This is a genomic window from Vibrio sp. Y58_MX_L22 (assembly GCF_024181865.1).
Classification (GTDB): Bacteria; Pseudomonadota; Gammaproteobacteria; order Enterobacterales; family Vibrionaceae; genus Vibrio; species Vibrio alginolyticus.
Map to the genome: position 1 here is coordinate 288,906 of NZ_JAMZAN010000006.1, position 26,983 is coordinate 315,888.

At 45.4% G+C, this 26,983-nt stretch carries 26 protein-coding genes; 13 read left to right on the forward strand and 13 right to left on the reverse strand.

Annotated features, from left to right (window positions below; translation table 11 throughout):
• Positions 1 to 72 precede the first annotated feature (72 nt).
• From thiB to thiQ, 3 genes are read left to right on the forward strand one after another with little or no spacing between them, the layout of a single operon-like run.
• Positions 73 to 1,065, forward strand: coding sequence for a thiamine ABC transporter substrate binding subunit (thiB, locus tag NL626_RS16060; RefSeq protein WP_151514462.1), 993 nt, complete (start codon positions 73 to 75; stop codon positions 1,063 to 1,065).
• Positions 1,066 to 1,106: 41 nt separating this feature from the next.
• Positions 1,107 to 2,693, forward strand: coding sequence for a thiamine/thiamine pyrophosphate ABC transporter permease ThiP (thiP, locus tag NL626_RS16065; RefSeq protein WP_151514461.1), 1,587 nt, complete (start codon positions 1,107 to 1,109; stop codon positions 2,691 to 2,693).
• Complete coding sequence (gene thiQ, locus NL626_RS16070) at positions 2,693 to 3,397, forward strand: thiamine ABC transporter ATP-binding protein (protein WP_171345714.1); 705 nt, start codon at positions 2,693 to 2,695, stop codon at positions 3,395 to 3,397. Before thiP ends, thiQ begins: the two co-directional genes overlap by 1 nt.
• Before the next feature lie 18 nt (positions 3,398 to 3,415).
• On the opposite strand, the gene NL626_RS16075 is transcribed toward thiQ, so the two are convergent.
• The gene (locus NL626_RS16075) at positions 3,416 to 4,363 is read right to left on the reverse strand and encodes a LysR family transcriptional regulator (protein WP_005379650.1); all 948 of its coding nucleotides are present in this window, start codon (positions 4,361 to 4,363) and stop codon (positions 3,416 to 3,418) included.
• 92 nt (positions 4,364 to 4,455) lie between these two features.
• On the opposite strand from NL626_RS16075, the gene NL626_RS16080 reads away from it, so the two are divergent.
• Positions 4,456 to 5,532 (forward strand): alkene reductase, encoded by a 1,077-nt coding sequence (locus tag NL626_RS16080; RefSeq protein ID WP_253657530.1) that lies wholly within the window; start codon positions 4,456 to 4,458, stop codon positions 5,530 to 5,532.
• 63 nt (positions 5,533 to 5,595) lie between these two features.
• Here the strand turns inward: NL626_RS16080 and NL626_RS16085 are convergent, their stop codons facing one another.
• The 4 genes from NL626_RS16085 to argR form a co-directional block, all read right to left on the reverse strand.
• Positions 5,596 to 6,033 carry a universal stress protein gene (locus tag NL626_RS16085; protein WP_005379654.1) on the reverse strand — a complete coding sequence of 146 codons (438 nt, stop codon included), beginning with the start codon at positions 6,031 to 6,033 and terminating at the stop codon, positions 5,596 to 5,598.
• Between the two features lie 45 nt (positions 6,034 to 6,078).
• The gene (locus tag NL626_RS16090; protein WP_005383099.1) at positions 6,079 to 8,658 is read right to left on the reverse strand and encodes a TRAP transporter permease; all 2,580 of its coding nucleotides are present in this window, start codon (positions 8,656 to 8,658) and stop codon (positions 6,079 to 6,081) included.
• A 291-nt stretch (positions 8,659 to 8,949) separates the two neighbouring features.
• Entirely contained in the window at positions 8,950 to 9,918 is a 969-nt protein-coding gene (locus NL626_RS16095) for a TAXI family TRAP transporter solute-binding subunit (protein WP_005379657.1), read from the reverse strand.
• A gap of 405 nt (positions 9,919 to 10,323) precedes the next feature.
• Complete coding sequence (gene argR, locus NL626_RS16100; protein ID WP_005379659.1) at positions 10,324 to 10,794, reverse strand: transcriptional regulator ArgR; 471 nt, start codon at positions 10,792 to 10,794, stop codon at positions 10,324 to 10,326.
• A gap of 359 nt (positions 10,795 to 11,153) precedes the next feature.
• Between argR and mdh the strand changes: the two genes are divergently transcribed.
• On the forward strand, positions 11,154 to 12,089 hold the full coding sequence (mdh, locus tag NL626_RS16105; RefSeq protein ID WP_005379660.1) for a malate dehydrogenase: 936 nt from the start codon (positions 11,154 to 11,156) through the stop codon (positions 12,087 to 12,089).
• A 113-nt stretch (positions 12,090 to 12,202) separates the two neighbouring features.
• The gene (locus NL626_RS16110) at positions 12,203 to 12,394 is read left to right on the forward strand and encodes a hypothetical protein (RefSeq protein WP_005379661.1); all 192 of its coding nucleotides are present in this window, start codon (positions 12,203 to 12,205) and stop codon (positions 12,392 to 12,394) included.
• 93 nt (positions 12,395 to 12,487) lie between these two features.
• On the opposite strand, the gene ispB is transcribed toward NL626_RS16110, so the two are convergent.
• Positions 12,488 to 13,459: an octaprenyl diphosphate synthase gene (gene ispB / locus NL626_RS16115; protein WP_064353590.1), complete on the reverse strand. Its 972-nt coding sequence runs from the start codon at positions 13,457 to 13,459 to the stop codon at positions 12,488 to 12,490.
• 256 nt (positions 13,460 to 13,715) lie between these two features.
• On the opposite strand from ispB, the gene rplU reads away from it, so the two are divergent.
• The 6 genes from rplU (at position 13,716) to folA (ending at position 17,652) form a co-directional block, all read left to right on the forward strand.
• On the forward strand, positions 13,716 to 14,027 hold the full coding sequence (gene rplU / locus NL626_RS16120; RefSeq protein WP_005383096.1) for a 50S ribosomal protein L21: 312 nt from the start codon (positions 13,716 to 13,718) through the stop codon (positions 14,025 to 14,027).
• A 20-nt stretch (positions 14,028 to 14,047) separates the two neighbouring features.
• The gene (rpmA, locus tag NL626_RS16125; protein ID WP_005383095.1) at positions 14,048 to 14,305 is read left to right on the forward strand and encodes a 50S ribosomal protein L27; all 258 of its coding nucleotides are present in this window, start codon (positions 14,048 to 14,050) and stop codon (positions 14,303 to 14,305) included.
• A 212-nt stretch (positions 14,306 to 14,517) separates the two neighbouring features.
• A complete protein-coding gene (cgtA, locus tag NL626_RS16130; RefSeq protein ID WP_005383091.1) occupies positions 14,518 to 15,693 on the forward strand; it encodes an Obg family GTPase CgtA in 1,176 nt (391 codons plus the stop codon).
• Positions 15,694 to 15,889: 196 nt separating this feature from the next.
• Positions 15,890 to 16,690, forward strand: coding sequence for a threonine/serine exporter family protein (locus tag NL626_RS16135; RefSeq protein WP_005383089.1), 801 nt, complete (start codon positions 15,890 to 15,892; stop codon positions 16,688 to 16,690).
• Positions 16,690 to 17,163 (forward strand): threonine/serine exporter family protein, encoded by a 474-nt coding sequence (locus NL626_RS16140; RefSeq protein ID WP_053306852.1) that lies wholly within the window; start codon positions 16,690 to 16,692, stop codon positions 17,161 to 17,163. The genes NL626_RS16135 and NL626_RS16140 overlap by 1 nt, the downstream gene beginning before the upstream one ends.
• Before the next feature lie 9 nt (positions 17,164 to 17,172).
• Positions 17,173 to 17,652 carry a type 3 dihydrofolate reductase gene (gene folA, locus NL626_RS16145; RefSeq protein ID WP_132936736.1) on the forward strand — a complete coding sequence of 160 codons (480 nt, stop codon included), beginning with the start codon at positions 17,173 to 17,175 and terminating at the stop codon, positions 17,650 to 17,652.
• Positions 17,653 to 17,909: 257 nt separating this feature from the next.
• Here the strand turns inward: folA and apaH are convergent, their stop codons facing one another.
• From apaH to lptD, 6 genes are all read right to left on the reverse strand, one after another.
• Positions 17,910 to 18,716, reverse strand: a complete 807-nt coding sequence (apaH, locus tag NL626_RS16150; RefSeq protein ID WP_053306853.1) for a bis(5'-nucleosyl)-tetraphosphatase (symmetrical) ApaH — start codon at positions 18,714 to 18,716, stop codon at positions 17,910 to 17,912.
• 15 nt (positions 18,717 to 18,731) lie between these two features.
• Positions 18,732 to 19,112: a Co2+/Mg2+ efflux protein ApaG gene (gene apaG / locus NL626_RS16155; RefSeq protein ID WP_005379668.1), complete on the reverse strand. Its 381-nt coding sequence runs from the start codon at positions 19,110 to 19,112 to the stop codon at positions 18,732 to 18,734.
• 75 nt (positions 19,113 to 19,187) lie between these two features.
• On the reverse strand, positions 19,188 to 19,997 hold the full coding sequence (gene rsmA, locus NL626_RS16160; protein WP_005379669.1) for a 16S rRNA (adenine(1518)-N(6)/adenine(1519)-N(6))-dimethyltransferase RsmA: 810 nt from the start codon (positions 19,995 to 19,997) through the stop codon (positions 19,188 to 19,190).
• Positions 19,994 to 20,992: a 4-hydroxythreonine-4-phosphate dehydrogenase PdxA gene (pdxA, locus tag NL626_RS16165; protein ID WP_213905902.1), complete on the reverse strand. Its 999-nt coding sequence runs from the start codon at positions 20,990 to 20,992 to the stop codon at positions 19,994 to 19,996. The genes rsmA and pdxA overlap by 4 nt, the downstream gene beginning before the upstream one ends.
• On the reverse strand, positions 20,982 to 22,265 hold the full coding sequence (gene surA / locus NL626_RS16170) for a peptidylprolyl isomerase SurA (protein WP_253657531.1): 1,284 nt from the start codon (positions 22,263 to 22,265) through the stop codon (positions 20,982 to 20,984). The genes pdxA and surA overlap by 11 nt, the downstream gene beginning before the upstream one ends.
• Positions 22,266 to 22,324: 59 nt before the next feature.
• Complete coding sequence (gene lptD / locus NL626_RS16175) at positions 22,325 to 24,670, reverse strand: LPS assembly protein LptD (RefSeq protein ID WP_005379673.1); 2,346 nt, start codon at positions 24,668 to 24,670, stop codon at positions 22,325 to 22,327.
• 266 nt (positions 24,671 to 24,936) lie between these two features.
• Here lptD and djlA point away from each other — a divergent pair, with 266 nt between their 5' ends.
• The gene (djlA, locus tag NL626_RS16180; protein ID WP_005383076.1) at positions 24,937 to 25,791 is read left to right on the forward strand and encodes a co-chaperone DjlA; all 855 of its coding nucleotides are present in this window, start codon (positions 24,937 to 24,939) and stop codon (positions 25,789 to 25,791) included.
• A gap of 138 nt (positions 25,792 to 25,929) precedes the next feature.
• Here the strand turns inward: djlA and NL626_RS16185 are convergent, their stop codons facing one another.
• Positions 25,930 to 26,712 (reverse strand): DUF547 domain-containing protein, encoded by a 783-nt coding sequence (locus NL626_RS16185; RefSeq protein WP_042522426.1) that lies wholly within the window; start codon positions 26,710 to 26,712, stop codon positions 25,930 to 25,932.
• Positions 26,713 to 26,983: the final 271 nt, after the last annotated feature.

Below are 26,983 nucleotides of genomic sequence, written 5' to 3' on the forward strand. Positions count from 1 at the left end.
AAGTCCTTAATAGCCGCCTCAAACCCTGTGCCGCTCAACTTATTTCTCTGAAATACTCATGGAGAGCGAGCAGTGAAACCCACTCTAAATCTGATTGCCTTAGCTGCAATCACCTCTACTTCAGCGTTTGCCGCTGAAAACACATTAACCATCTATACCTACGACTCTTTTGCCGCAGATTGGGGGCCGGGTCCTAAAATCGAGCAAGCTTTTGAAGCAAAATGTGGCTGTGACGTTAACTTCGTAGCGTTGGACGATGGTGTGTCGATTCTGAATCGTCTTCGTCTTGAAGGCGGTAATAGCAAAGCGGACATCGTATTAGGTTTGGATAACAATCTGATGGCAGAAGCGAAGAAAACCGGTCTGCTTGCCGAGCACAATGTAGATACGTCCAATACAGTGTTACCAAACGGTTGGAGCGACACGACGTTTGTACCGTACGATTACGGCTACTTCGCGTTTGTGTACAACAAAGAGAAACTGACTAATCCGCCGAAAAGCATGAAAGAGCTGGTGGAAACGCGCGACGATCTGAAAGTGATTTACCAAGATCCGCGGACTTCAACGCCGGGCCAAGGCTTGATGCTATGGATGAAATCTATTTATGGCGACGATGTGACGCAAGCGTGGCAGAAGCTAGCGAGCAAAACCGTAACGGTCACGAAAGGTTGGTCTGAGGCGTATTCTATGTTCCTCAATGGTGAGTCCGATTTAGTGCTTTCTTACACCACTTCACCTGCGTACCACTTAATTGCGGAAAACGACTCGAAGTTTGCTACGGCGAATTTTGCTGAAGGCCACTACATGCAAGTTGAAGTAGCCGCCAAAGTGAAAGGGGCAAAAAATTCAGAACTTGCTGATCAATTTATGAGTTTCATTTTAAGTGATGAGTTCCAATCGGCGATGCCAACGGGTAACTGGATGTACCCAGTCACTGACGTTGAGTTACCTAAAGGTTTTGAAACTTTGAGTGTTCCAAGCAAGTCGTTGAGCTTTAGTGCTGATGAAGTGGCAAAAATGCGTAAGTCTTGGATTCGCGAATGGCAAAGCGCATTGACGTTTTAGCTGACGTTTCCACCCTCATCTGAATGAGATAGGTTTTACCTTTGAATTCTGTTCCAAAAATAGGTTTAGGGGTCGCGATGATCATCGCGACCTTTGTTATTTCTGCCCTAGGTGCTTTGATTGTTCAAGCCCCTTCACTTGATGTGTCTGTGGTATGGGGCGACCCGTACTATCAACATGTCACCAAGTTCAGTTTCTACCAAGCGTTTCTTTCCACATTGCTCAGTGTTGGCTTTGCCATTCCAGTAGCGCACGCACTTTCGCGTCGCCAATTTATTGGTAAATCATTACTGCTTAAGCTGTTTGCATCGACACTGGTTTTGCCGGTTTTGGTTGGTGTTTTTGGGCTGTTAGCGATTTATGGCAACAGTGGTTTGTTGGCGCAGTGGTTGCAAAGTTTCGACACTAAACTGCCATTTTCTATTTACGGTTTGAACGGCATTTTACTCGCCCATGTGTTCTTTAATTTACCTTACGCGGCACGATTGCTTCTGCAAGCCTTGGAGTCTATTCCTGCCGAGCAGCATAAGCTTTGCGCGCATCTTGGGATGAGCCATTGGGATAAGTTTCGCTGGGTAGAATGGCCGCGTTTAAGGCAGCAGCTTCCCCACGTTTGTGGGTTGGTGTTTATGTTGTGCTTTACCAGTTTTGCCACTGTAATGGCGTTGGGGGGCGGGCCAAAATCCACCACCATTGAATTGGCCATTTACCAAGCGATTAAGTTTGATTTTGATTTACAAGCTGGGGCGTTATTGGCGCTGTGGCAGATGCTGTTATGTGGACTGCTTTCTATTGGAGTGCAGAAGTTAACAAGGCCTGTTTCTATCAGTACTGGAAGCACATCGGTACAGCAATATTTAACGAAGGATCATGGGTGGTCAAAAGCTTGGGATAGCTTTTGGATCATAGGTGCCTTTTTACTGGTAATACCGCCGTTATTGATGGTGTTACTGAGTGGCATCAACCAACAAGTTTGGACAGTATTAACCGATGAGCGTTTTTGGTCTGCGCTATTGAACTCCCTCAAAGTCGCCTGTGTCGCTAGCGCGCTTGCGGTCGCTGCAGGGGTGTCCATACTATTGACCAGTCGCCGTTGGCGGTTGCAGTACAAAAACACGCGAGCCGATCAGATAGAGTTAATCGGCACCATTATTTTGGTGACTCCAGGTCTGGTGATTAGCACCGGTTTATTCTTATTACTGCGCGCATTTACCGATGTTTTTAGCTTGGCATTTTTTGTCGTGATTTTGGTGAACGGTTTGATGGCTTTGCCTTACGTGATCAAAACGCTAGCGCAGCCAATGCTGCACATTGAACAACAGTATCAGTATGTATGTGCCAGCTTAGGCATGCGTGGCTGGCAACGGTTTAAAGTGGTGGAGTGGCAGGCGCTACGCAAGCCGTTTGCACATGCGTTTGCGATCAGCTTTATGTTTGCAATAGGGGATTTAAGTGCCATCGCACTGTTTGGTGGACAAGAGTTTCGTACCTTACCTCTGTATTTGTTCCAGTTGCTTGGCAGTTATCAGATGGACGCAGCTGCGGTGGTATCGGTGACCCTATTGTTGTTGAGTGTGGGCTGTTTTGCCTTGATTGAGAAAGTATTGAAAACGAAGGAGAGAGCGTAATGTTAGTGTTGGATGATGTGCAGTACACCTACCAACGTGAACTGTTTCGTTTTGACTTAACGATTGAGCAAGGACAGATTGTATCGCTGATGGGACCAAGTGGGGCAGGGAAGTCAACCTTGCTGGCGTTGGTGGCAGGATTCATCCATCCTGGCTGTGGTGATATTCGTGTTGATGGTGAGTCCATTGTGCGTAAAGAGCCTTATCTGCGTCCGTTCTCTATGTTGTTCCAAGAGCACAATTTGTTTGCTCACTTATCGGTGCGTGACAACATCGGTTTGGGCTTACACCCAGGGCTAAAGCTTACGGTGGACCAAAATCGTCAGATTGAACAAGCCGCGCAGCAAGTTGGTGTTGCAGAGTACCTCGACCGTTTGCCAGAGCATCTTTCTGGTGGCCAGCGTCAACGTGTTGCCTTAGCGCGTTGTTTTGTTCAGCCTCATCCCATGTGGCTATTGGATGAGCCGTTCTCGGCGCTTGATCCGGTGTTGCGTGAAGAGATGCTGAGCTTGGTAAAAAAACTCGCAGCAGAGCGGGGAATAACCGTATTGATGGTCACGCACCATTTAAGCGATGCCAAAGCGATTGCCAGCCACTTTGTGTTTGTGGCAGATGGTAAAGTGGAAGCCGCGGGTGATATGTCTGCATTGAGTGAACAGCATGCTAGTGAGAAGCTTGCGGCATTTATCCGAGCAGCATGCTAGTGCCTGATAGTTGCTAGGTTATGCTTCTCCGCAACACAAACCATGCCGAGGGCCAAATTCAAATTGAGATCTTAAGCTCATGATATGGTCAATCATTGCTTGTACACGCCGTGGGCGGTTTGCTCCAGGACGATAGACTAAATAAATAGGCATTGGTACCGTGTGCCATTGCGGTAACACTCTGACTAAGGTGCCACTTTCTAGCTCTTGCGTCATGTTCTGCACAGGTAAGTTCGCGATGCCTAGTCCTTTAAGTGCGCCTTTTAATATTGCTTCTACAGTTGTACTTGAGAAGTTACTGGTTATTGAAACATTGACGGTATTATCGTGTGAGATCAGCGTCCAAGGCCCTATTTCTGAAACATATTGATACCTCAAACAGTTGTGTTTTGTCAGATCTTCTGGCGTTTCAGGTACGCCGAACTCAGCTAAATACTCAGGGCTAGCAGCCAGGACTCGAGTGGTATAGCCTAATTTTTTTGCGATCAATCGATCATCAACTATCTGACCGACTCGAATTGCCATATCAAAGCCGTGTGAAAACAGATCAACAAAATCGTTCGATGCTTCTAACGCAATTTGTACTTTTGGCCATTGTTTTAAAAATGGCAAAAAGATGTGCTCCGCCATATACGCATCCAACGCTGGTGGCGCGGAAATACGCAGCCGGCCTTGGATCTGTTGTTCCATCTCCTGAACGTCATGGCCAATTGAGTGGAATTCCTCAACTAAGCTTGCAGCACGCTCTAAAACCATTTGGCCAGCTTCGGTGATCACTAACTTTCGGGTTGTGCGCTCTAGCAGTTTGGCTTCAAAGTGTTGTTCGAGTTTGGTTATGGCTTTGCTAACAGTAGATTTTGGTAGGTTTAACTCCAGCGCGCACTTGGTTAAGCTCAGTAGTCGACAGCTTGTGACAAAGATAGAAAGCGTTCTAAAGTCAATTGTTTCTAAATTGCGAACAATCACTTTCAATTATCCATATTGTTTCAATATTAATCTGATTATAGTCTGGCACCTCATCCTTAGCCATCAAGTTATTGTCATTTGAGGTAAACAACATGTCCAACTCTGTAGACTTATTTTCTCCTATCGAACTCGGTCAATTAGCATTAGATAACCGTGCCATTATGGCACCTTTAACGCGAGCTCGTGCTGGCGCAGACCATATTCCTAATGACCTTATGGTTGAATACTACGCTCAACGTGCGAGTGCCGGACTTATCATTGCTGAATGCACCATGGTGATGGAAGGTACGTCTGCTTTCATGGCAGAGCCGGGCATTTACAACGAAGAGCAAATCGCAGCTTGGAAAAAGGTAACGGATGCGGTTCATGAGAGAGGCGGTAAGATTGTACTGCAAATTTGGCATGCGGGACGAGCTTGTCATCCTGATCTGAATGAAGGAAAAACACCTGTAGCGGCGAGCGCATTGGCCATTCGTGATGAATTAGTCCATACCCCTTCGGGTAAGCAAGCATATACGGTACCACGAGCACTCGAAGTGGATGAGATAGCTTCCATTGTTGCGGCGTTTAAACAAGGTGCAGAAAACGCCAAGAAAGCCGGCTTTGATGGGGTCGAGATACATGGCGCCAATGGTTATCTTATTGATAACTTCCTTCGTGACGGCTCAAATTTACGTACCGATGAATACGGTGGCTCGGTTGAAAATCGTGCTCGATTTTTACTTGAGATAGTGAAAGAAGTCGTTGAGGTGTGGGGACCTGGAAGAGTCGGTCTGCGCACATCTCCGCTAAATGGATTTAATGACATGAAAGACAGTGATCCAGTTGGCTTGATGCGTTACTTAGCAGAGCAACTTAATTCTTTCGATCTTGCTTATTGGCACGTGATGCGTGCGGATCTGAAAGGCGTACAAAAAGCAGATGTTCTCAAGCCAGCACGCGAAAACTATAAAGGTCACTTAATGGCGAACGTGGGCTACAGTGCACAAGAAGCGGCAACAGCAATTGCAGAAAACAAAGTTGATGTGGTCGCATTTGGCGTTCCCTTTATCGCAAACCCAGATTTAGTTGAGCGATTTAAGAAAAATACACCTCTTAATGAGGCGAAACCAGAACACTTTTATTTGGGTGGAGCAGAAGGTTATACCGATTACCCAGTGATGGCATAACCCTTACTTGTTTAATATAAAAAGGACGCTAATGTTAGCGTCCTTTTTCGTTTCTGTATTTACTTAGCCTTGCGGTTTTACGACCATCACATTGATTGGAGAATATTCCACAACCTTACTCGCGACAGAGCCAAGCATTACTTTATTGATTTTAGAGCGCTTGTGACTTGGCATAATGATGAGGTCAGCGCCTAAACGTTCTGCATAATCAAGAATGGTCGCGTAGGCCTTGCCTTCAGCAACATGCACTTGGTAAACCACATCTTCAGCAATATGCTCATTAGCGAAAGTTTTTAGTTGCTGCTTCACGTCTTGCTTCATTTTGGCTGCAGCATCTTTCGGAAAGTATGTGGCAACCATCGACATGTGAATACCAGGTAGTACCGTCAGAAGATGGATTTGAGCATTTGCTTGCTTTGCCTGCCAAACCGCTAGTTCAACTGCTCGGTCTGAAAAGCCTTGGTCATTTAGATCAACCGGAACAAGAATTTGTTTGTACATTCAATGTCTCTCATTAAGGCCCCTTTATCCTCGGGGCCAAATCGGCTATGCGCTCAATTGTTCCTTACGAGCACGACGTTTTTGGTTCATGGCAAGCACCAGCAAAATCATTAAGCATGGTACAAACACCCACTCTTTCATCGGACGGTCTGCATCCTGGATAACCCACTTGATTTCCCAATCAAAGTCGATACCTGCAGATTCTGCTGGACTACCAAATTCAACCATATCGACAATCATTTTGTTGTCACTTTCGGTCAGCATCAGACCCATAGATGAAATACGTGCGTCTGCTGTTGTCGCACTGTCTTCGAATGGAAGACGAACCGTTTTCTCAATGTAGTCGCCCTCAAGGTTTTCACCGGCAACACGTAACTCCAATGATTCTCCTACATTTAGTGTTTCCGTGATTTGAGCTACCTCAACGCCAGGAGAAAGAACTTTCGCTGGGTACAGCATGTCCCACCAAAAACCTGGACGGAAAAACGAAAACGTCAGTACTAATAATAGGACTGTTTCCCACCACTTGTTACGCGTGAACCACCACCCTTGAGTTGCCGCAGAGAATATCAGCATTGCAATGATCGATGAGATGACCGTGAGTGCCAAATGCCACCAAGAGTCGATCCCCATTAACAATAGCTGGGTATTGAACACAAACATGAACGGCAAAATAGCGGTTCGAATATCGTAAGTAAAACCTTGGATACCGGTACGAATTGGATCTGATTTCGCAATTGCTGCTGCTGCAAAAGCCGCAAGACCTACAGGTGGGGTATCGTCGGCCAAAATACCAAAGTAGAAAACGAACAAGTGCACAGCTATCAACGGAATAATCAAGCCATGCGCTGCGCCGAGCGTAACAATAACCGGCGCCATTAGCGTAGAGACCACGATGTAGTTCGCCGTTGTTGGCAGACCCATCCCCAGAACCAAGCTAATGATGGCGGTAAAGAGCAGCATAAGAATGATGCTGCCACCAGAGATAAACTCGACGAAGTCGGTCATCACTAGGCCGATACCCGTTAGTGTAACAACACCAACAACGGTGCCCGCTGCCGCGGTTGCAACGCCGATACCAATCATATTGCGCGCACCAGAAACTAAGCTCTCGGCAAGATCGACAAAGCCATCTTTGGTTTGCTGAAGCATGTCACCTTGCTTTGACAGCAGTGCAATCAACGGACGTTGAGTCAGCAAAATGAAAATCATGAACACCGTTGCCCAGAATGCCGAAAGGCCAGGTGAGAAACGTTCGACAGTCAAACACCAAACCAATACGACGATAGGGAGTAGGTAGTGCAAGCCTGACTTAACGGTTGGGCCAGGATCAGGTACTTCTGTTAATTCTGCATCAATCTCAATTGCGCCATCTTGCACGTGATTTGCTGAGACTTTCACCAACCCAACGTACGCGATTAATAGTGCGACGGTAACAATTGGTGTCGCGGCATCACCAAAGACGTCCTTTGTCCAACCCACTCCGTAGTAAACCAATGCGCTGATCACACACAATCCTAAGATTGTGCCAGTAAAGGACAGCAGACTTTGTACTAGTGTTGGGTTGTGGCGACGAGGAAGGCCTGTCATGCCTGCTTTACACGCTTCAAGGTGAACAATGTAAATTAAAGCAATATAAGAGATTAGCGCTGGAAGTAGGGCGGCTTTAATCACCTCAACGTAGGAGATACCGACGTATTCCACCATCAAAAATGCTGCTGCACCCATGATTGGCGGTGTTAACTGACCATTGGTTGAAGCCGCTACCTCTACCGCACCCGCTTTTGTGCCGGGAAAGCCAACACGCTTCATCAGTGGAATCGTAAAGGTGCCAGTTGTTACTACGTTTGCGATTGAAGAACCAGAAACCAGACCAGATAAACCTGATGCAACAACGGCCGCTTTAGCTGGACCACCTTTCATATGGCCAAGTAACGAGAAGGCAACTTTAATGAAGTAAGCACCAGCACCAGCGCGTTCCAGCATTGCTCCAAACAATACAAACAAGAAGACAAAAGAGGTAGAAACACCTAGCGCAACTCCAAATACGCCTTCAGTTGTTAGCCACAAGTGAGACATGGCCTTGTTCAAGCTTGCCCCTTTGTGCGCGATAACGTCAGGCATGTAAGGGCCTGCAAAGGTGTAAGTAAGGAAAACAGCAGCCACGACCATTAATGGTGGACCAAGTGCTCGGCGTGTTGCTTCTAAAAGGAGGATCATACCGATAACAGCAACAACGATATCAACCGTTGTCGGTGCGCCTGAGCGTCCTGCTAGCTCGGTATAAAAAAGGTATATATAGGCTGCTGAAAAGCTGCCAGCCAACGCGAGTATCCAATCAACAAGAGGGATATGATCGCGAGGAGAATTCTTCATCGCTGGATAAGCAGTGAAAGCCAAAAAGATCGCGAAAGTAAGGTGGATAGATCGCGCTTCCGTGTCGTTCAGTACGCCAAAATTGAAAATAAATGGTAACGGGGATGCGTACCATAATTGAAATAGTGACCAACACAGAGGAACAAACCAAAGGATTCGTCCTTGCATTCCCGAAGGGCTACGTGCACCTGTGTCTGCCTGAGCCACCATTTCTTGCACATCTTGTGACGGAGCTTGATTCGTCGCCATGTACTTTTTCCTTATTATTGATGGTCCTGTCTGATTTTTATCGAGAACCACACTTCGCCTCTATCAGTGTAGTGAATGGAGCGAAGTTTGCTTTCGAGTATTTTGCTGCCTGAACTCAAAGTGTTGATTGTTGGATACTCTGTTAGGCGGCGTTTAAGTTTTCTTGGGTATGAGCTCGCAGTTTTCAGAAGAAAACTGGCGAATGAAGCATACAGTTAGAACGTGCTACAACCTGTATGCTCAAACAGGCAGAAAATATTCTTTCCTGCCTGTATGTAGAGTCTGAGGAAATTACTTAATTAGACCCATTTCTTTGTAGTATTTTTCTGCACCTGGGTGAAGAGGAATAGAAAGACCAGCTTTCACCATGTCTTCTTTCTTCAAGTTTGCGAATGCAGGGTGTAGACGCTTGAAGGTATCAAAGTTTTCAAACACAGCTTTTGCCACGTTGTAAGCGACATCGTCTGAAACATCAGAGGTCGTTACCATTGTTGCTGCAACACCAAAGCTGTTTACGTCTTTGTCTGTACCGCGGTACATACCAGCCGGTACTGAGCTAAAGGCGTAGTATGGGTTGTCGGCAACAATTTTATCGATTTTAGGGCCTGTTGCTGAAACTAGCTTCGCATCACATGATGTGGTTGCTTCTTTGATTGAACCGTTCGGGTGGCCGACCATGTAAATGAAGGCGTCAATTTTGTTATCACAAAGTGCCTGAGAGCGTTCAGAGCCTTTTAGCTCAGACGCCAATTTGAAGCTGTCGTTTGTCCAACCCATCGCTTCCATGACAACGCCCATCGTTGCACGGTCACCAGAGCCTGGATTACCGATGTTTACGCGCTTACCTTTCAGGTCTTCAACGTTTTCAATACCTGAATCTGCACGCGCAATGATGTTGAAAGGTTCTGTATGAAGAGAGAACATTGCGCGTAGCTTCTTGTACGGGCCTTGTTCTTCAAACTTGCTCGTACCGTTGTAGCCGTGGTACTGCCAATCCGATTGCACGATACCAAAATCTAATTCGCCTGCACGGATAGTGTTAACGTTGTAAATTGAGCCACCAGTCGATTCTACTGAACAACGGATGTTGTGGTCTTTACGACCTTTATTTACCAACTTACAGATAGCACCACCAGTTGGGTAGTAAACACCAGTCACAGAGCCAGTACCGATGGTAATAAACTCTTGAGCGTTAACTGCGCCTGCGCCCATTACGGCTGCAGCGATAGCGCCTACTTTGAGAAGTTTGTTAAATGCCATGAATTTCCCTTCCTTATATTCATTATTTACCCGGAAATAACCATAAATCACTTCTGGAGTTTCCTATTTGGAAACGGCACCTTTTTCAATCCAATCGTTTGAAAAAGCGAGCGAATCATAACAAAAAATTGGCAGAAAATTATCCAATTGTTAAATGTTATAGTTGATAAGTCTGAATTTTGTATCAGGGGATAGGATTCAATTTTTGATTTAATTCTTTTTATAACAATTACTTAATTAACGTTTAGTGACTGAAATGAAAAAGATCAATTGCGTGATGTTAATCACAAAACGGATGGTTAAAGAATGAGCGGAGTAAGCAAAAAATTTACATAAATTATGGGCTACAAAATGAGACTTCTTTTATAACCCACAATGAGTTAGCTGATTGAAGCTTTATAGAACTTAACCAGTATATTCGAACAGCTCGCACACTGATTTGAAGAGTTGCTCAGTCGTAATTGCCATGGTTGGCGTAATGAAAATGGTATCGTCACCCGCGACAACACCAAGAATACCTTCGGATTTACCGAGTGAATCAAGCAAGCGAGCAATCAACTGCGCTGCACCTGGGCCGGTGTGAATTACTACTAACGCTGCGTTACGATCGATGTCTAGTACCAGTTCACGCAGAGAGCTGCTGACTGTTGGGACACCTAGCTCAGCAGGAAGACAGTAAACCATTTCCATTTTTGCATTGCGCGTACGGACGGCGCCAAATTTAGTCAGCATACGTGAGACTTTAGATTGGTTGATACTCTCAAACCCTTGCTGTTTGAGTGCGTCAACAATCTCGCCCTGTGAGCCAAAGCTTTCTTCTTTTAACAGGGCTTTAAAGGCGCGAACTAAGTTGTCTTGTTTTTCTGAATTGCGCATAGTCATTACAAATCTCTTATTACGGGTAAGCAATTTTGCATATTCTCGCATATATATTCAGGCGGTGCCAAAGAGTCCCAGGATTATGTTAGATGCGTCACTGTAAACTATATACCACATAGAATTCTTTAGCGCGCTGAAGTAGGGCTGTATCTGTTTTCTTGAATTCCTTGTCATTTCAACAGAATAAAAGAATAATCCAAGCCCCATTTGTAGCACGGTAACAGCGAGTTGCGCGAGGTCGCAAAGCTAGCGTTAATTGATTGTAATCAAGTTGTGATTCCGATAGCTTTATTTAAGTTGGTTACAAACTACCCTACGAATACGTTTATAAGAGAAATACTCTCAAGGAGAACTACATGAAAGTAGCCGTTATTGGTGCCGCTGGTGGCATCGGTCAAGCCCTGGCCCTTCTACTTAAGAACCGTCTTCCTGCTGGTTCTGATTTAGCCCTATATGATATTGCTCCAGTAACTCCTGGTGTGGCCGCTGATCTTAGCCACATCCCTACGCCAGTTTCTATCAAAGGTTACGCTGGTGAAGATCCTACTCCAGCACTAGAAGGCGCGGATGTTGTGCTAATTTCTGCTGGTGTTGCGCGTAAGCCAGGTATGGATCGTGCGGATCTATTTAATGTAAACGCTGGTATCGTTAAATCGCTAGCGGAGAAGATTGCGGTTGTTTGTCCGAAAGCTTGTGTTGGTATCATCACAAACCCTGTAAATACAACAGTGCCAATTGCTGCTGAAGTTCTTAAAAAAGCGGGTGTTTATGATAAGCGTCGTCTATTTGGTGTAACAACGTTGGATGTTATCCGTTCAGAAACGTTTGTTGCTGAGCTAAAAGACAAAGATCCAGGTGACGTTCGCGTGCCAGTAATTGGTGGTCACTCTGGCGTAACGATCTTACCTCTACTGTCTCAAGTAGAAGGTGTTGAGTTTACAGCTGAAGAAGTAGAAGCATTAACGAAACGTATTCAAAATGCAGGTACTGAAGTTGTAGAAGCGAAAGCGGGTGGTGGTAGTGCAACACTATCAATGGGCCAAGCTGCATGTCGCTTTGGTCTGTCTCTGGTTCGTGCTCTTCAAGGTGAAGAAGGCGTAGTTGAGTGCGCTTACGTTGAAGGCGACGGCGAACACGCGACGTACTTCGCGCAACCTGTAAAACTGGGTAAAGAAGGCGTTGAAGAAGTACTAAGCTACGGCAAACTCAGCGATTACGAAAAGTCTGCATTAGACGGTATGCTAGAAACACTAAATGGCGACATCAACATTGGTGTTGAATTCGCAAAGTAACCTAGAAAGCCTATATAAGAAGAAAGCCGATCATTTTGATCGGCTTTTTTGATCCTTGATTTCTCAACTTCGTAAAAATGGTCGAACAAAACCACGTAGTGAAGGAGAAGATGATGGAAGCGAGTCGAATCCGTAAAGGCATGGTTGTTGAGTGCCAACAAGGCGTCGGTACGATATTAGTGGTCGACCATGAAGCAGAGACGGTATTGTTGTCCAAACAAGGGACTGAACAGCAACTCGCCGTTAGCTTTGATGAAATAGAAGATGATCCACAACTGCATGGCGGTAGTGACAGATATTACTAGCGCCCCGGGCGTCGTCATTAGGTATCAAACGTAAAAAAGGAAGAGCGTGCTCTTCCTTTTCGCTATAAGCCTTGCGTTACGGGTAGCTATTGATTACTTCGTGCGTTGTACTGCGACATGAGCCAGAGTAACAAGCGCTTGTTTGTATTCAGACTCTGGCAACACTGATAGTTCTGCGATTGCTTTGTCTGCTTCTTCTAGAGCTTTTTGCGTTGTGTATTCCAGAGAGCCTGCTTCTTTCATGACCGCAAGAATTTCTTCTAAGCGCTCCATTCCATTCGCTTTCTCAATCGCTTCACGAATCATGATGGCGTTTTCTGGTGTGGTATTACGCATAGCATGGAGTAGAGGTAAAGTTGGCTTGCCTTCGGCCAAGTCATCACCCACATTTTTACCCATGTCTTCGCCATCAGAAGTGTAATCCATGACGTCATCAATGAGCTGAAACGCAGTGCCTAGATACTTACCGTAATTTTGCATTGCGATTTCAACATGCTCAGGAGCATCATTTAAGATTGCACCGATTTGAGTTGCGGATTCAAATAAGCGCGCAGTCTTAGAGTAGATGACTTGCATGTAGCTTTCTTCTGTCGTGTCAGGGTCGTTACAGTTCATCAACTGCTGTACTTCACCTTCGGCGATCACGTTTACGGCATTGCTCATTAGTTTAAGGATCTTCATGGATCCTAGTTCTGTCATCATCTGAAATGAGCGTGTATAGATAAAGTCCCCAACTAATACGCTAGCCGCATTGCCAAATGCTGCATTCGCAGTGGCTTTACCACGGCGCATGTCTGATTCATCTACCACGTCATCATGCAGCAAAGTCGCTGTATGGATGAACTCAATAAACGCAGCTGCCATTGTATGACCATTGCCTTGGTAACCAAGTGCGCGGGCTGACAGTATCGCTAAAAGCGGTCTTAGACGTTTGCCTCCACCACTCACGATATAAAAACCGAGCTGGTTGATTAAAGAGACATCAGAATTAAGTTGGGCTTGAATTGTTTCATTCACTTTTGCCATGTCATCGGCAGTAAGCGCTTGGATAGTTTTAAAATCCATCGTATATCCGGCTGAAGTTAGACCCTGCAAGGCTTATTCGATTTATATAATTGTCGAATAATACACTAAAAAACGTTGATTAATACATTACTAAAGGGCATGATTGCCGCACTTTTCTTTGGCGATTAGCTTTTCGCCAATTTTTTCAAAATATGGCTTGTCATAGGAGCATCTATTCTGTAGAATCTGCGCCCTATTGATGATTAGTTTAGCGCACACCCTCAAGAAAGGCTGTGCGGAAAAAGCGGAGTAAAATATGTACGCTGTTTTCCAATCTGGTGGTAAACAACACCGTGTAAGCGAAGGTCAAACTCTTCGTTTAGAGAAATTAGACGTTGAAACTGGTGCAACTGTAGAATTTGATAAAGTTCTTCTTGTTGCTAACGGCGAAGACATCAAAGTTGGTGCTCCTCTTGTAGAGGGCGGCAAAATTGTTGCTGAAGTTGTACAACACGGTCGTGGCGATAAAGTTAAAATCGTTAAGTTCCGTCGTCGTAAGCACTCTCGTAAGCAACAGGGTCACCGTCAGTGGTTCACTGAAGTGAAGATCACTGGTATCAACGCTTAATTTATTAGGAGAGTTTAACAATGGCACACAAAAAAGCTGGTGGTTCTACTCGTAACGGCCGCGATTCAGAAAGCAAACGTCTAGGTGTTAAGCGTTTCGGTGGTGAATCTGTACTTGCAGGTAACATCATCGTTCGTCAACGTGGTACTAAGTTCCACGCTGGTAACAACGTAGGTATCGGTAAAGACCACACTCTATTCGCTCTTACTGAAGGTAAAGTGAAGTTCGAAGTAAAAGGTCCTAAGAACCGTAAGTTTGTAAGCATCGAAGCTGAGTAATTAGGTTTTTAACCAAATTACTTAATAGCTTTAAGCTGAATTCAAAAGCCCTGCCGAATCGGCGGGGTTTTTTATTTGTGGCAGTCGACATATCGAAGTTTCTCGCTAAGATCCTAAGCGATTTGAATCTGGGAGCTTAGATCTGTCATCTGCTAAAATTGTCGGATGACATAGTAAGATTTAATCCACGCACGAAGTAGTCGGAGTAAAAGATGAAGTTCGTAGATGAAGCGGTAGTAAAAGTTCAGGCTGGTGATGGCGGTAGTGGCGTTGTCAGTTTCTGGCGTGAAAAATTCATCACTAAAGGTGGCCCTGATGGCGGTGATGGCGGTGACGGTGGTGATGTTTATATCCAAGCCGATGAAAACCTAAATACCCTGATTGATTACCGTTTCCAGCGCTTCTACGAAGCTGAGCGTGGTGAAAACGGTCGCGGTGGTAACTGTACAGGTAAGCGTGGTAAAGACATCGTTCTTCGTGTACCTGTGGGTACGCGCGCTGTGGATATCCACACAAATGAAATCGTGGCGGAAGTTGCTGAACACGGTAAGAAAGTGATGATCGCAAAAGGCGGTTGGCACGGTCTAGGTAACACGCGTTTCAAATCTTCAGTAAACCGCGCGCCTCGTCAGAGAACATTGGGTACAAAAGGTGAAGTACGCGAAATTCGCCTTGAGCTATTGCTTCTTGCTGATGTGGGTATGCTTGGTCTACCTAATGCCGGTAAATCAACCTTTATCCGCGCAGTATCAGCAGCAAAACCGAAAGTCGCTGATTACCCATTCACGACTTTGATCCCAAGCTTGGGTGTCGTAAGTGTCGTACCAGAGAAAAGTTTTGTTGTTGCAGACATCCCTGGTTTGATCGAGGGTGCAGCAGATGGCGCTGGCCTTGGTATTCGATTCTTGAAGCACTTAGAGCGTTGTCGAGTGTTGCTGCACATGATCGATATTATGCCAATTGATCAGTCCGATCCGGTGCAAAATGCATTGACGATCATTGATGAATTAGAACAATACAGCGAAAAACTGGCAAGTAAGCCGCGCTGGTTAGTGTTCAACAAAGTTGATCTAATGCCTGAAGAAGAAGCGAATGAGAAGATCCAAGAAATCTTAGACGCACTAGGTTGGGAAGACGAGTACTTTAAGATCTCGGCGATCAATCGTAACGGTACTAAAGAGCTTTGTTACAAACTGGCTGACTTTATGGATAACCTACCTCGCGAAGAGGAAGAAGTGGCTGAAGAAGATAAAGTTAACTTCATGTGGGATGATTACCATAAAGATGCGATGGCGGGTAAAGACGTTATCACTGAAGATGACGACGACGATTGGGATGACTGGGACGATGAAGAAGATGACGGTCACGTTGTCTACGTTCGTGACTAATCAGAACGGTCAAACAATGCCTGTTTGCCTATAATTCATTAAGCCGCAATTATTTATTGCGGCTTTTTTTGTATCTAAATCATATTTAGGTGATGTGATTTACGGCACAATAACTGATACGTCGTGTTTTTTTGAGGGTTAGTTTGGCCCTCGCGCGTATGAATGAGTAACACCCTAAAAGGAATTAGACTTATTTATGACTCTAGAAACCATACCGCCTAGAGAGTTGGCGGTATCTACTCAACGATCGATTTCTCGTCTTGTCGCCCAAGCCGGACAAATGCTACTTGCTCATGGTGCTGAAAGTACTCTTGTGAGCGATATTATGCGTCGTATTGGCCTTGCTTGTGGGGTGAATGAAGTTGCGGTAGCACTATCAGCTAATGCATTGGTTGTGACGACGGTAATGGATGGACACTGCATCACCACCACCCGAAGCTGCGCTGATCGTGGCATCAATATGCGCGTTATTACGCAAATTCAACGAATCTGTATCATGATGGAGCGTGGTTTGCTCGATGCAACCATGGCGCAGAAAAAGCTGAACGCTATCAGTCCAGAGCGTTATAACCGCTGGTTGGTGGTGTTTATGATTGGCTTGTCTTGTGCGGCATTCAGTCATCTAGCTGGTGGTGACTGGGGAGTATTCATCATGACCTTTTTAGCTTCAGCTGGTGGCATGATCGTTCGCCAAGAAATTGGTCATCGTCATTTCAACCCTCTATTGAACTTTGCTGCGACCGCTTTTGTGACTACCTTAATTTCAGCACAGGCGGAAATTTACCAAATCGGTAATCTACCTACCGTAGCAATGGCATCGTCGGTATTAATGCTTGTACCTGGTTTCCCACTCATTAACTCTGTCGCAGATATGTTGAAAGGCCACATTAATATGGGGATTGCTCGATTTGTGATGGCTAGTTTACTAACGTTGGCGACATGTTTGGGGATCGTTGCTGCGATGAGTGTAACTGGAATTTGGGGGTGGGCAATCTAATGAGTTTATTTGAATTGATGTTTGGCCTGTTGAATGACATGTTTTTTGCGGCGATTCCCGCCGTAGGATTTGCATTGGTTTTTAACGTGCCACAAAGAGCTTTAGTGTATTGCGCTGTTGGTGGTGCGATTGGTCATGGTAGCCGCTACTTGATGATGCAGTTTGGCATTCCTATTGAGTGGGCAACCTTTTTTGCCGCGACGTTAGTTGGGATGATTGGTGTGTACTGGTCTCACCGTTTTCTCGCGCATCCAAAAGTGTTTACTGTGGCTGCTTTGATCCCGATGGTGCCGGGTGTGTTTGCGTACAAAGCAATGATCGCTATGGTAGAAATCAATCATGTTGGCTACTCACCCGAGCTTGTCGCAACCTGTATGGAAAACTTTCTTAAGGCCATGTTTATTATTGCAGGTTTAGCTGTTGGTCTTGCGGTTCCAGGGCTGTTATTCTATCGCCGCAGACCAATTGTATAAGGACCTAACATGATCATTAGTATGATTGCCGCGATGGCCGACAATCGCATCATTGGCAAAGACAATCAAATGCCTTGGCATCTTCCCGCCGATTTCGCTTGGTTTAAGCGTTGTACCATGGGAAAACCGGTTGTGATGGGACGCAAAACCTATGAGTCTATTGGTCGCCCTTTACCTGGTCGCTTGAATATTGTTATCAGCCGTGATGAGACACTAAAGATCGAAGGCGTCACTACCGTAACATCGATTGAGCAAGCTTTGGACGTGGCTGGTGACGTGGAAGAAGTGATGATCATTGGTGGTGGTGCGATTTACGCATCTTGTCTGCCTATGGCCAATAAACTGTATGTAACACACATTGAAGCGGCCATTGATGGTGATACTCAGTTCCCAGATTGGGGAGACGAGTTTAAGGAAACTTACTCAGAAATGTATCAAGCCGATGAGAAGAACGCCTACAACATGCGTTTTACGGTGTTAGAGAAGTAATTCGAGATTAAAACGGGGTAATGCCGTTCGTATAGCAGCGAGCGGTCATCCCAACCTACCGTCATCCTGAAAAGCGACGAACGAGCGAGGTTCAGGAGCCTCTATACGAGTACTTTGTTGTCAAAGGTATTTCTATCTATTCGCAGCGCGAGGATATTAGATTCCTAGTCTCGTTAAGGCTCGTTGGAATGACCCTACAGGAGGTGTTAAGTGACAGGTATTCCTCCTACTATGGATTATCGACTGTTATTCAGTGTTTAACTTAACGCATCCTGAGTAAAAATTTTCTTATCTTCCCAACGGATCATGGTTAGGCTTCCGCCCCAAACACAGCCAGTATCTAGCCCGATGACTTCGTTGTTCATATAACCTTGCAGTGCAGCCCAGTGCCCAAAGAGCACCGCTTTGTTTAAGTGGATACGTTTAGGCACCTCAAACCATGGAATAAGTTCGTTACCGGAAACTTGTTGCGGTGGCAATTTACAATCCATATCCAAACGACCATCAGGGAAACAAAAGCGCATCCGCGTAAAAGCATTGATAATATAACGGTATCGGTCCAAACCCTGTAGAGAGTCATCCCAGGAATCAGGTTGATTGCTGTACATGTTTTTTAATAGCCAAGGCAGCTCTTCACTTTGGATGATGCGCTCAACTTCACGGGCACACTTTCTCGCTGTTTTTAGATTCCACTGCGGTGATATGCCAGCGTGACACATCACGAACTCGTCATGCTCGGCCAATAGAGGTTGCTGAGCTAGCCATGTCAGTAGTTCCTCTTTGTCAGGGGCCGTGAAAATAGGTGCGGTTCTATCTTTGTCTTTGACCTTTTTTATCCCGTGAGCCACTGCGAGAAGGTGAAGGTCGTGATTACCAAGCACCACGATTGCGCTTGCGCCAAGTGACTTCACAAAGCGTAACGTTTCTAGTGATTTAGGCCCTCTGGCGACCAAATCACCAGCAAGCCAAAGTTGGTCTTTTTTCGCAGAGAAAGATACTTTTTCTAGTAATCGCTGCAATTCATCAAAACAGCCTTGGATGTCACCAACAATATAGGTAGCCACTGAATCTCCAATTTACTAATTTAAAACATTTGGAACAGCCAAGCGAAATGGTTCGATTTCGGTGATGAACTCTTGCCCTTTCTCATCCAGCATTTTGTAGTGTCCTTGCATAACGCCGACAGGGGTTTCTAACGCGGTTCCGCTACTGTACGTGTATTCATCATTGCTTGGAATAAAGGGCTGCTGGCCTACCACTCCGTCACCTTCAACCGTCATTTGCTTGCCATTCGAGTCTGTGATTAGCCAGCGGCGGCTCACTAACTGTACGGTTTGTTGGCTAAGGTTTTTGATGGTGATGATATAAGCGAAAACGTAGCGTTGTAGCTCTGGGTTGGACTGTTCTTCGATGTATTTGGTGTGAACTTGAATTTTGATGCAAGGTTGAATGACGTCCATGTGCACTCCTCAGAAACGTAATATCCCAATAATAATAAGCCAAACCTACAAGGGTTTGGCTTATTGTTTGAGTTCTTAGTGCTGCGGGTTATCCGCAAGCCAGTTCGCCATTGCGACGAATTGTTCTAGCGTCAGGTTCTCTGGACGCATGCTTGGATTAACACCTAGCTCTTCTAGTACTTCTGTGCTTAACAACGATTTGTAGCAGTTACGAACTGTTTTACGACGTTGGTTAAAGCCTTCACGACAAACGCGATCGAGCAAACGCAGATCTTTCGCCGGGCATGGCAGCTCTTCGTAAGGCACTAAACGAACAACGGCAGAATCCACTTTCGGTGGTGGAACGAATGCCGTTGGCGGTACTTCCAGTACCGGTACTACTTTACAGTAGTACTGAGCCATTACCGTTAAACGGCCGTAAGCTTTGCTGCCAGGGCCGGCGGCTAAGCGGTTTACCACTTCTTTTTGCAGCATAAAGTGCATGTCTTGAATGTCTTTATGGAACTCAAAAAGGTGGAACATCAATGGTGTAGAGATGTTGTATGGCAAGTTACCAAAAATGCGCAGCTTGTTGTTTGGCTTCACTAATTGAGTGAAGTCAAAACGCATAGCGTCACCCTCATGGATGGTCAACTTATCCGCCAGTTCAGGGTGAGTACGTAGGCGTTCCGCCAGATCGCGGTCTAATTCGATAACTGTGAACTTATCTACTTCACGACCTACTGGCTCAGTGATTGCACCAAGACCAGGACCGATTTCAACCAGGTTTTGACCTGGTTTTGGGTTAATCGCTGATACGATTCCATCAATAATGTATGGATCGTTCAGGAAGTTTTGACCAAAACGTTTACGCGCTTTGTGTCCTAAATGGACATCATTTCTCATTGTTTCTTCTCTACCAAATCTATCGCATGCGTGAGCGCTGTTCGGAAACTCCCTGTATCCGCTTGACCTGTCCCTGCCAGATCTAATGCAGTACCGTGGTCCACCGATGTTCTAATAAAAGGTAGACCAAGAGTAATGTTTACTGAACGACCAAAGCCTTTGTATTTTAATACTGGCAACACTTGATCATGGTACATGCCTAAAACAGCATCAGCATCATTTAAATATTTTTCATTGAAAATGGTATCAGCCGGCAGAGGGCCGATCAGGTTGATACCTTTTTCTTGTCGAATTTTTTCCAGTGTCGGAGTGATGGTTTCGATCTCTTCACGACCTAAGCAGCCATCTTCGCCAGCATGAGGGTTAAGCCCGCAAACGTAGATGTTTGGTTGTGCGATAGCAAACTTTTCTACAAGGTCTTTATGAAGAATATCGATGATTTTTTCTAATCGCTCTTCGGTGACAGCTTTGGACACATAAGCTAAAGGAATATGTGTTGTAACCAGCGCCACGCGTAGTCCTTCCGTTGCTAGCATCATTACGACTAGCGGCGTTTGTGACTTCTCGGCGAAAAATTCAGTATGACCACTGAATGCAACACCTGCGCGATTAATCACCCCCTTATGAACAGGGCCGGTGACAATAGCATCAAATTCATCATTCATACAGCCTAAAGCCGCTCTTTCTAGCGTTTTTAGTACATAGTGGCCATTCGCTTCATTGAGCTCGCCTGCGACCGCAGGTTCTGATATATGGATATGGTCAACGATAAGCGTGCCCGCTTTTTGTGCTTTAGGTGCTTCTTCTGGATTGTAATCAGACAGTTGGACTTCGATGCCAAGCTGCTTGGCTCGCTCCGTCAGCATATTCTTATCGGCACAGACGACAATTTGGTGCGCCCAATCTTCTTTCGATAGGGCAAGCACTAAGTCTGGGCCGATACCCGCAGGTTCCCCTGCGGTTACGACAATTCTACGAATTGTATTAGTTGTCATTGTTGTCATCCACGATTTCAACAAACGCACTTGCGCGTAGCTCTTGCATCCATGCGCCCGCTTCTTCATTAAATTTACGATTAAATAGAATACGGTAAGCTTTGTTCTTCATCGCTGAGTCAGTGCGGTCAACTTGGCGACGATCCAACACTTCAACGATATGCCAGCCGTGAACGGTTTTGAACGGTTCGCTGATTGAGCCAACTGGCAGAGTTTCTACTTGGTGCTTAAATTCTGGCACGTAAAGATCTGGTGTTTGATAACCTAGTTCACCGTCTTGTGCTGCCGAGCCAGGATCTTGACTGTATTGTGTTGCCAATTGAGCGAACGTTGCTTCACCGCCTTTGATGCGGCGTACAAATTCATTCAGTTGCTTCTTCGCCCCTTCGTCGCTCAGAATCACGGTTGGTTTAATCAAAATATGACGCGCATTTACTTCCGTTACCGCAACCGTTTCTAGGCCCTTTACATCCTCTATTTTTAGGATGTGGAAACCAACGCCACTACGGAATGGACCAATAATGCTGCCTTTGTTTTGCATCTTGATCTGATCAGCAAAGATGGTTGGCATCTCTTCTTTACGCATCCAGCCCCAGTCACCACCTTGTAAAGCTTTAGGACCTTTTGAGTAGGTGTAGGCCATCTCCGTAAAGTCTGCACCTTCGTTTAGCTTTTTCGCGAGCGCTTTAGCTTCTGCTTCTACAGCTGACTTTTCTTTATCGTCAGAGAAGCGCAGTTGAATGTGTCCAATTTTGTATTGAACAGTCGCATTGGTTTCTTGTGATAGTTGCTCAGCAAGGCTATCGACCTCTGCTGGAAGGATATTAATACGGCGACGAACCAGTGCATTGCGAGCTTCTGATGCGGCGATTTCCTTACGAATTTGTTCGCGGAATTCTGGGTAACTTAAACCTTCACTTTCTACAGAAGCGGCGAGTTGTTCTACCGATTGCTCATTATTACGTGCGATCTCTGCAATCGCTTGGTTTAAACGGTTGTCGTCAATACGCACACCAATACGGTCTGCTTCTTGGCCTTGCAACGTATCAATGATAAGTTTTTCAACGACTTGTTCTTTTAACACGCTGGTGGAAGGTAAGCTCTTTCCACTTTGACGTGCGTTGGCTTGCAGCGTTTTCATCGCTGTTTCGATGTCGCTTTGTAGAACTACACCGTCGTTCACGATGACCGCAACCTTATCGATCTCTACTGGTGCTGCAACCGCTCCGCAAGAGAGTAGGGTCGTGAATAAGATTGATTTCCAAATTTTCATTTAAAATTCCGTCAGTATTTTTGAATAGGCGTCTTATTCATTTAAGACGCCTATTTTGATTAATTGTTCAGATAGAATGGGCGGCCGTACTTAATCGCGTTGTCAGAACCATCCAGTTCTTTGACAGCAGTGTCTTCACGCTGGTTGGTCGCAAAGCCTTGAATACCGAAGTTAACGCTGAAGTTATTTTCGTATTCAGGTGATGCCCCGGTGCTGCCGATAGCTTGGTCTTCCCAACCAAGCAATTGGTTTGAGTAAGTGACGCCAATGTACCAACAGTCAGATTGGTAACGTAGGCTCGCTAACCATTCTAGGTCCGCATTTTCATTGAGGTCGTAGTAGTATTGACCACTCGCAGACCAGTTCGGGTTGAACTCGTAGGCCGCTACAATACCTGCTTGAGAAATACCTTTACGAGTAATTGTGTCTAGGTTTTCGAGAATGATCGTATCTTCGATGTATTCACGCGTAACGTAGCGATAGTTACCCTGAATAAAGCCGCCGTTGAATTGGTATTCCAAGGTACTGTTTGCCAACTGCATGGAGCTCAAATCAATATCGTATTGAATTCCACCGTGATAGAACAAGTAATCGTTGTAGTTGAAATCAGCTTCAATTGCCCATGATGAGTAATTGGTTGTCTCATCCGGAAGATTTGGGCTGTTGCTCAGTTTGGTCTTTTTATCGAAGTAGTAAATCTGACCAAATGAAACGTTAAGACGCTCTTTATAGTCATCATCAAAGAAGCGAGTACTCGCACCGTAGCTTAACTGGTTCGCCGAGGCGATTTTATCAATGCCACTGTACTTACGACTGCGGAATAGCCCGTAGTAGTCGGTTTGTAGCAAGGTGGTATCGTAGTTGTAGATGTTGGTTTGATCTTCTTCAGGTACGTACAAGTACTGCAGCTGAGGCTCCAGTGTTTGTGTGTAGCCCTTGATCCAGCTTGTATCTCGCTCTAAGTAAAGTTGCGCATGCGTACGGAACTCAGGAATAACACGAGAAACTTCATCATCCAACTGGTTTTGCAAGTTTACATCTGTCAAACCCGTTAAGTCTTGAGAGTAATACGTAGAGAGCACACGCGCTTCTGTTGTCCACGTTGCCCATGAGTTTGAGAGTGGTAATGTAAGCCCTGGTTCAATGTGAACACGGGTCGCATTTGGTCGCGCAGCATCGCTGGTATCGAAGCGGCTGACTTGGCTCTTCACGTCAAAGTTAAGGTAATCTCCCCACAACGGCGTGTAGTAGTTCAAGTCTAACTGAGGAAGCAGGCGATAAGGGCGGTTCTCTTCTTTCAATAAGATTTGGAAGTCACGAACGGTTAACGAGGCATCCCAGAAGTCAGAACGATATTGTACTTGTCCTTCTTGGACCAGTTGACCATCTTCACGGTTACCAATGTCGGAGTCGAGATCGAGGAAGTAATCAATATCACTCACTTTTGAGTAATCGACTTTGACTATCCACTGTTTATTGATGATACCGTCGTGTTTAACTTGGTAGCCCCAACGAGACTCGTCCTGATATTTGCGATCACTATTGAGGTATTCGCCTTTGATTTCTCCATTTCCCCAACCATCTGTTAGGTAGCGGAAATCAGTATCGAGTTTTGTACCACGTTGCTGCATATAGAGCGTGGTGAGTGTCATGTCATATTGAGGCGCGATGTTCCAATAGAATGGCACCTCGACTTCCATACCATCACTAGAACCGTACGATAAAGAAGGGAAGAGGAAACCCGTTTTACGCGTATCTCCAATTGGCATGGTTAGATACGGCACATAGAAAACAGGCACATCTAACACTTCAAATCGAGGGTGGTGCAGCGTCGCTGTCTCTTCATCTTGGTCAACATCGATGCCTGACGCAACCAATCGCCATGAATTATCGCCTTGAGGGCACGATGTGATAGAGCCGTCTTCGAGTTCATAAACCGACTGACCTGTGCGAGCGATATAGGCTGCAGTGCCTCGGCCTTGTTGGCAAAGGAACTGATAATCGGTGTTCTCAAGTGAAAACGTATCTTGATTAATGTCGTTAGTAACACGATCAGATCGAGCTTTGACTTGGCCGTCATTGAAAGTCACGTTGCCTTCGGCAACCACGACGTTGTCTTGTTGGTGCAGCGTTACGCTATCTGCGGTAATTTTCTTCTGGCCTTGGGTGACTTGTACATTACCTGAGTACTGAGCTTTGTCACCATTGATGGCTTGCAGGGTGTCAGCTTCTACCACTACTGGGGTATTAAGAGCGTCCTCCTCGCCACTTGTATCGACCAAACATTGATCTGTGGCGGGCATTTCCTGCACACTATCATGGATATTCGCTTCAGCTTGAGTGGTGGGTACAAACAAGGCGGTGCTGATAGAGGCCGCTAAAAATGTGCGGGAGAAATGTTGCATTGAATTGAACTTTCCTGTGTCACTACTACTCGATGGCTATAGGGCTTGTTGTACCCTAGCGTAATAGCCAAATGAATCAACTATAGTCGCATTTATCCCAGCGTATTGATTCACTGTGGCATAATGACGACAAAATAGCTGCAAAGATAAGCAGGCGAAATGGCCTAGCCGAAATAAAACTAATTCCATTATCATAAAGGAAATCGTTGCATCCGGCACTATAAGACCGCCGTCGTCGATAAAAATTCATTGATAGAGAACACATAATGCATATTTTTGGCAAAATTCTGGGTGCCTTTTTTGGCTTGTTACTTGGCGGGCCGCTAGGTTTACTCTTTGGCTTATTTATTGGCCATCAATTCGATAAAGCACGTCGCTTGAGTCAAGCCGGGTTCTCTACTGGCGGCTTTGGAAAAGGGCCAAGTCAAGCTCAGCGCCAAGAAGAGTTTTTTAAAGCGGCGTTTGCGGTAATGGGACATGTGGCAAAAGCGAAAGGCCAAGTCACCAAAGAGGAAATCCAACTGGCTTCTGCCATGATGGACCGCATGAATTTGCATGGCGAACAGCGTCGCGCAGCGCAAGACGCGTTTCGTGAAGGTAAAGACAGCGACTTTCCGTTAGAAGATGTTCTTGTTCGTGTGAAAATTTCGACAGCTGGTCGCTTTGACTTGTTGCAATTTTTCTTAGAGCTGCAAATCTCGGCGGCCTTTGCAGATGGCTCGATTCATCCTAGTGAACGAAATGTGTTACACAAAATAGCACGTGGTTTGGGTTTCTCTTCTGAGCAGCTAGAGCGTCGCTTGCAAATGCAAGAAGCCGCATTCCGTTTCCAAAGCCAGGGTGGTTTTCATGGTCAGCATCAAGGCCAATCTTCTGGTGGTAGCTGGCAACAAGCTTCACAAGCGGATCAGTTGGCCGACGCGTACAAAATTCTGGATGTGTCTTCAGATGCCGACAGTAAAACCGTTAAGCGTGCTTATCGTAAACTGATGAACGAGCATCACCCGGACAAATTGATGGCTAAAGGTTTACCACCAGAGATGATGAACGTCGCGAAAGAGAAATCTCAAGAGATTCAAAACGCTTACGATCTGATTAAGAAAGTCAAAGGCTTCAAGTAGTCGGACGTTTTCTATCAAGTATTGGATTTAAAAAGGGCACTCAGTGCCCTTTTTTATGTCTTAGTTTTTGAGTTGCCGGTGTCTTTAGCTTTTGGCCTATCATGATCCTAACGCTAATTGACCTCAAATCTCTCCAGTTTAGTTGGCTTGATTCAAGTCCCAATCGTATTCGTATTTCACTTTACCAGAGAAATTTTTGTATTGCGGTGCGTACTTTGCGATGTGGTTGAAGACTTGTTTTTCTCCACCAAAGTCCGTTGCAAACCAATCATAAATAGAAGACAGCTGTGCCGTGTTACCTTGGATAGATACGCCTTTGCTGCTGTTAATAAATGTTTTGGCGGCACTATCCAGTAGAACTTGCGTGTTGTCAGCAGTGAATGCTTGAGACTGCAGATTAGGGCATCCCAAGCTGGCACAGTTAACCGCGTAATGTGTTCTCGGGTCATTCCAAATTGGACGTAAAATGCGATGTTCAATATCGTTTAAAGTTAGATCCTTCCCGTTGACTACGACCACATCGTCTCCCCAAGGACCAAAGCTAAATAAGCCACCTAGCTTGGTGATTGATTCGACTGGATAGTTATCCAAAATAAGATCTACCGTGATGGCGTTGTAAAGGTTTACCCAATAGGCATACTGCTCTGCTTGGCTGTATTGTAGAGGGTCTAGTTTTGCCAAACGCTGGATGTATTGTTTCAGCTTGGTTTTATCGACAGAGGAGACTTGGCTGTAACGAAACAAGGTATTCTCGCCTTGTTCAACTAAATAAGTATCGAGTAGTTGTTGCCATTCTTGATGAGAAATTTGGGTTTGGTTGGCTTGATTCGATTGTTTCCAATATGGCCATAAGTCGGATTTTGGAGCGGAAAATGTCGAGAAAGAAACCAGAGCACACAACAGCAATAACAGACGCTTCATAGAGATACCTTTGAATGAGATATTGTTGATAGTGTAGACCAGTTTAGTGCTTGTTTTCTTTCAGTAATCAGTGGCCTTTATTCGCCGTCATTCTGAGGAGCATAAGCGATATCAGGAATCTAATACCCACAAACTCTTGAGTAAAGACAGTATGAATCTGCACAGTGCGCTCTGGCAGTAGATCCTGAATTACACTCCTTCGCCGCTGTTCAGGATGACGAATTTCAACAGAGGCGTTCGGTATTCTGTAAGCAAAGCGATATGAGAACGG

Excerpts from the sequence above, each read along its gene's own strand:
- rsmA (WP_005379669.1), bottom strand. The coding sequence starts at position 19,997 with ATGAGAAATGATGTCCATTTAGGACACAAAGCGCGTAAACGTTTTGGT.
- NL626_RS16185 (WP_042522426.1), bottom strand. The coding sequence starts at position 26,712 with ATGAAGCGTCTGTTATTGCTGTTGTGTGCTCTGGTTTCTTTCTCGACA.
- mdh (WP_005379660.1), top strand. The coding sequence starts at position 11,154 with ATGAAAGTAGCCGTTATTGGTGCCGCTGGTGGCATCGGTCAAGCCCTG.
- cgtA (WP_005383091.1), top strand. The coding sequence starts at position 14,518 with ATGAAGTTCGTAGATGAAGCGGTAGTAAAAGTTCAGGCTGGTGATGGC.
- apaG (WP_005379668.1), bottom strand. The coding sequence starts at position 19,112 with ATGGACGTCATTCAACCTTGCATCAAAATTCAAGTTCACACCAAATAC.
- thiQ (WP_171345714.1), top strand. The coding sequence starts at position 2,693 with ATGTTAGTGTTGGATGATGTGCAGTACACCTACCAACGTGAACTGTTT.
- NL626_RS16085 (WP_005379654.1), bottom strand. The coding sequence starts at position 6,033 with ATGTACAAACAAATTCTTGTTCCGGTTGATCTAAATGACCAAGGCTTT.
- rplU (WP_005383096.1), top strand. The coding sequence starts at position 13,716 with ATGTACGCTGTTTTCCAATCTGGTGGTAAACAACACCGTGTAAGCGAA.
- NL626_RS16135 (WP_005383089.1), top strand. The coding sequence starts at position 15,890 with ATGACTCTAGAAACCATACCGCCTAGAGAGTTGGCGGTATCTACTCAA.
- argR (WP_005379659.1), bottom strand. The coding sequence starts at position 10,794 with ATGCGCAATTCAGAAAAACAAGACAACTTAGTTCGCGCCTTTAAAGCC.
- ispB (WP_064353590.1), bottom strand. The coding sequence starts at position 13,459 with ATGGATTTTAAAACTATCCAAGCGCTTACTGCCGATGACATGGCAAAA.
- djlA (WP_005383076.1), top strand. The coding sequence starts at position 24,937 with ATGCATATTTTTGGCAAAATTCTGGGTGCCTTTTTTGGCTTGTTACTT.
- NL626_RS16110 (WP_005379661.1), top strand. The coding sequence starts at position 12,203 with ATGGAAGCGAGTCGAATCCGTAAAGGCATGGTTGTTGAGTGCCAACAA.
- surA (WP_253657531.1), bottom strand. The coding sequence starts at position 22,265 with ATGAAAATTTGGAAATCAATCTTATTCACGACCCTACTCTCTTGCGGA.
- folA (WP_132936736.1), top strand. The coding sequence starts at position 17,173 with ATGATCATTAGTATGATTGCCGCGATGGCCGACAATCGCATCATTGGC.
- NL626_RS16090 (WP_005383099.1), bottom strand. The coding sequence starts at position 8,658 with ATGGCGACGAATCAAGCTCCGTCACAAGATGTGCAAGAAATGGTGGCT.
- rpmA (WP_005383095.1), top strand. The coding sequence starts at position 14,048 with ATGGCACACAAAAAAGCTGGTGGTTCTACTCGTAACGGCCGCGATTCA.
- NL626_RS16095 (WP_005379657.1), bottom strand. The coding sequence starts at position 9,918 with ATGGCATTTAACAAACTTCTCAAAGTAGGCGCTATCGCTGCAGCCGTA.
- pdxA (WP_213905902.1), bottom strand. The coding sequence starts at position 20,992 with ATGACAACTAATACAATTCGTAGAATTGTCGTAACCGCAGGGGAACCT.
- NL626_RS16080 (WP_253657530.1), top strand. The coding sequence starts at position 4,456 with ATGTCCAACTCTGTAGACTTATTTTCTCCTATCGAACTCGGTCAATTA.
- NL626_RS16140 (WP_053306852.1), top strand. The coding sequence starts at position 16,690 with ATGAGTTTATTTGAATTGATGTTTGGCCTGTTGAATGACATGTTTTTT.
- lptD (WP_005379673.1), bottom strand. The coding sequence starts at position 24,670 with ATGCAACATTTCTCCCGCACATTTTTAGCGGCCTCTATCAGCACCGCC.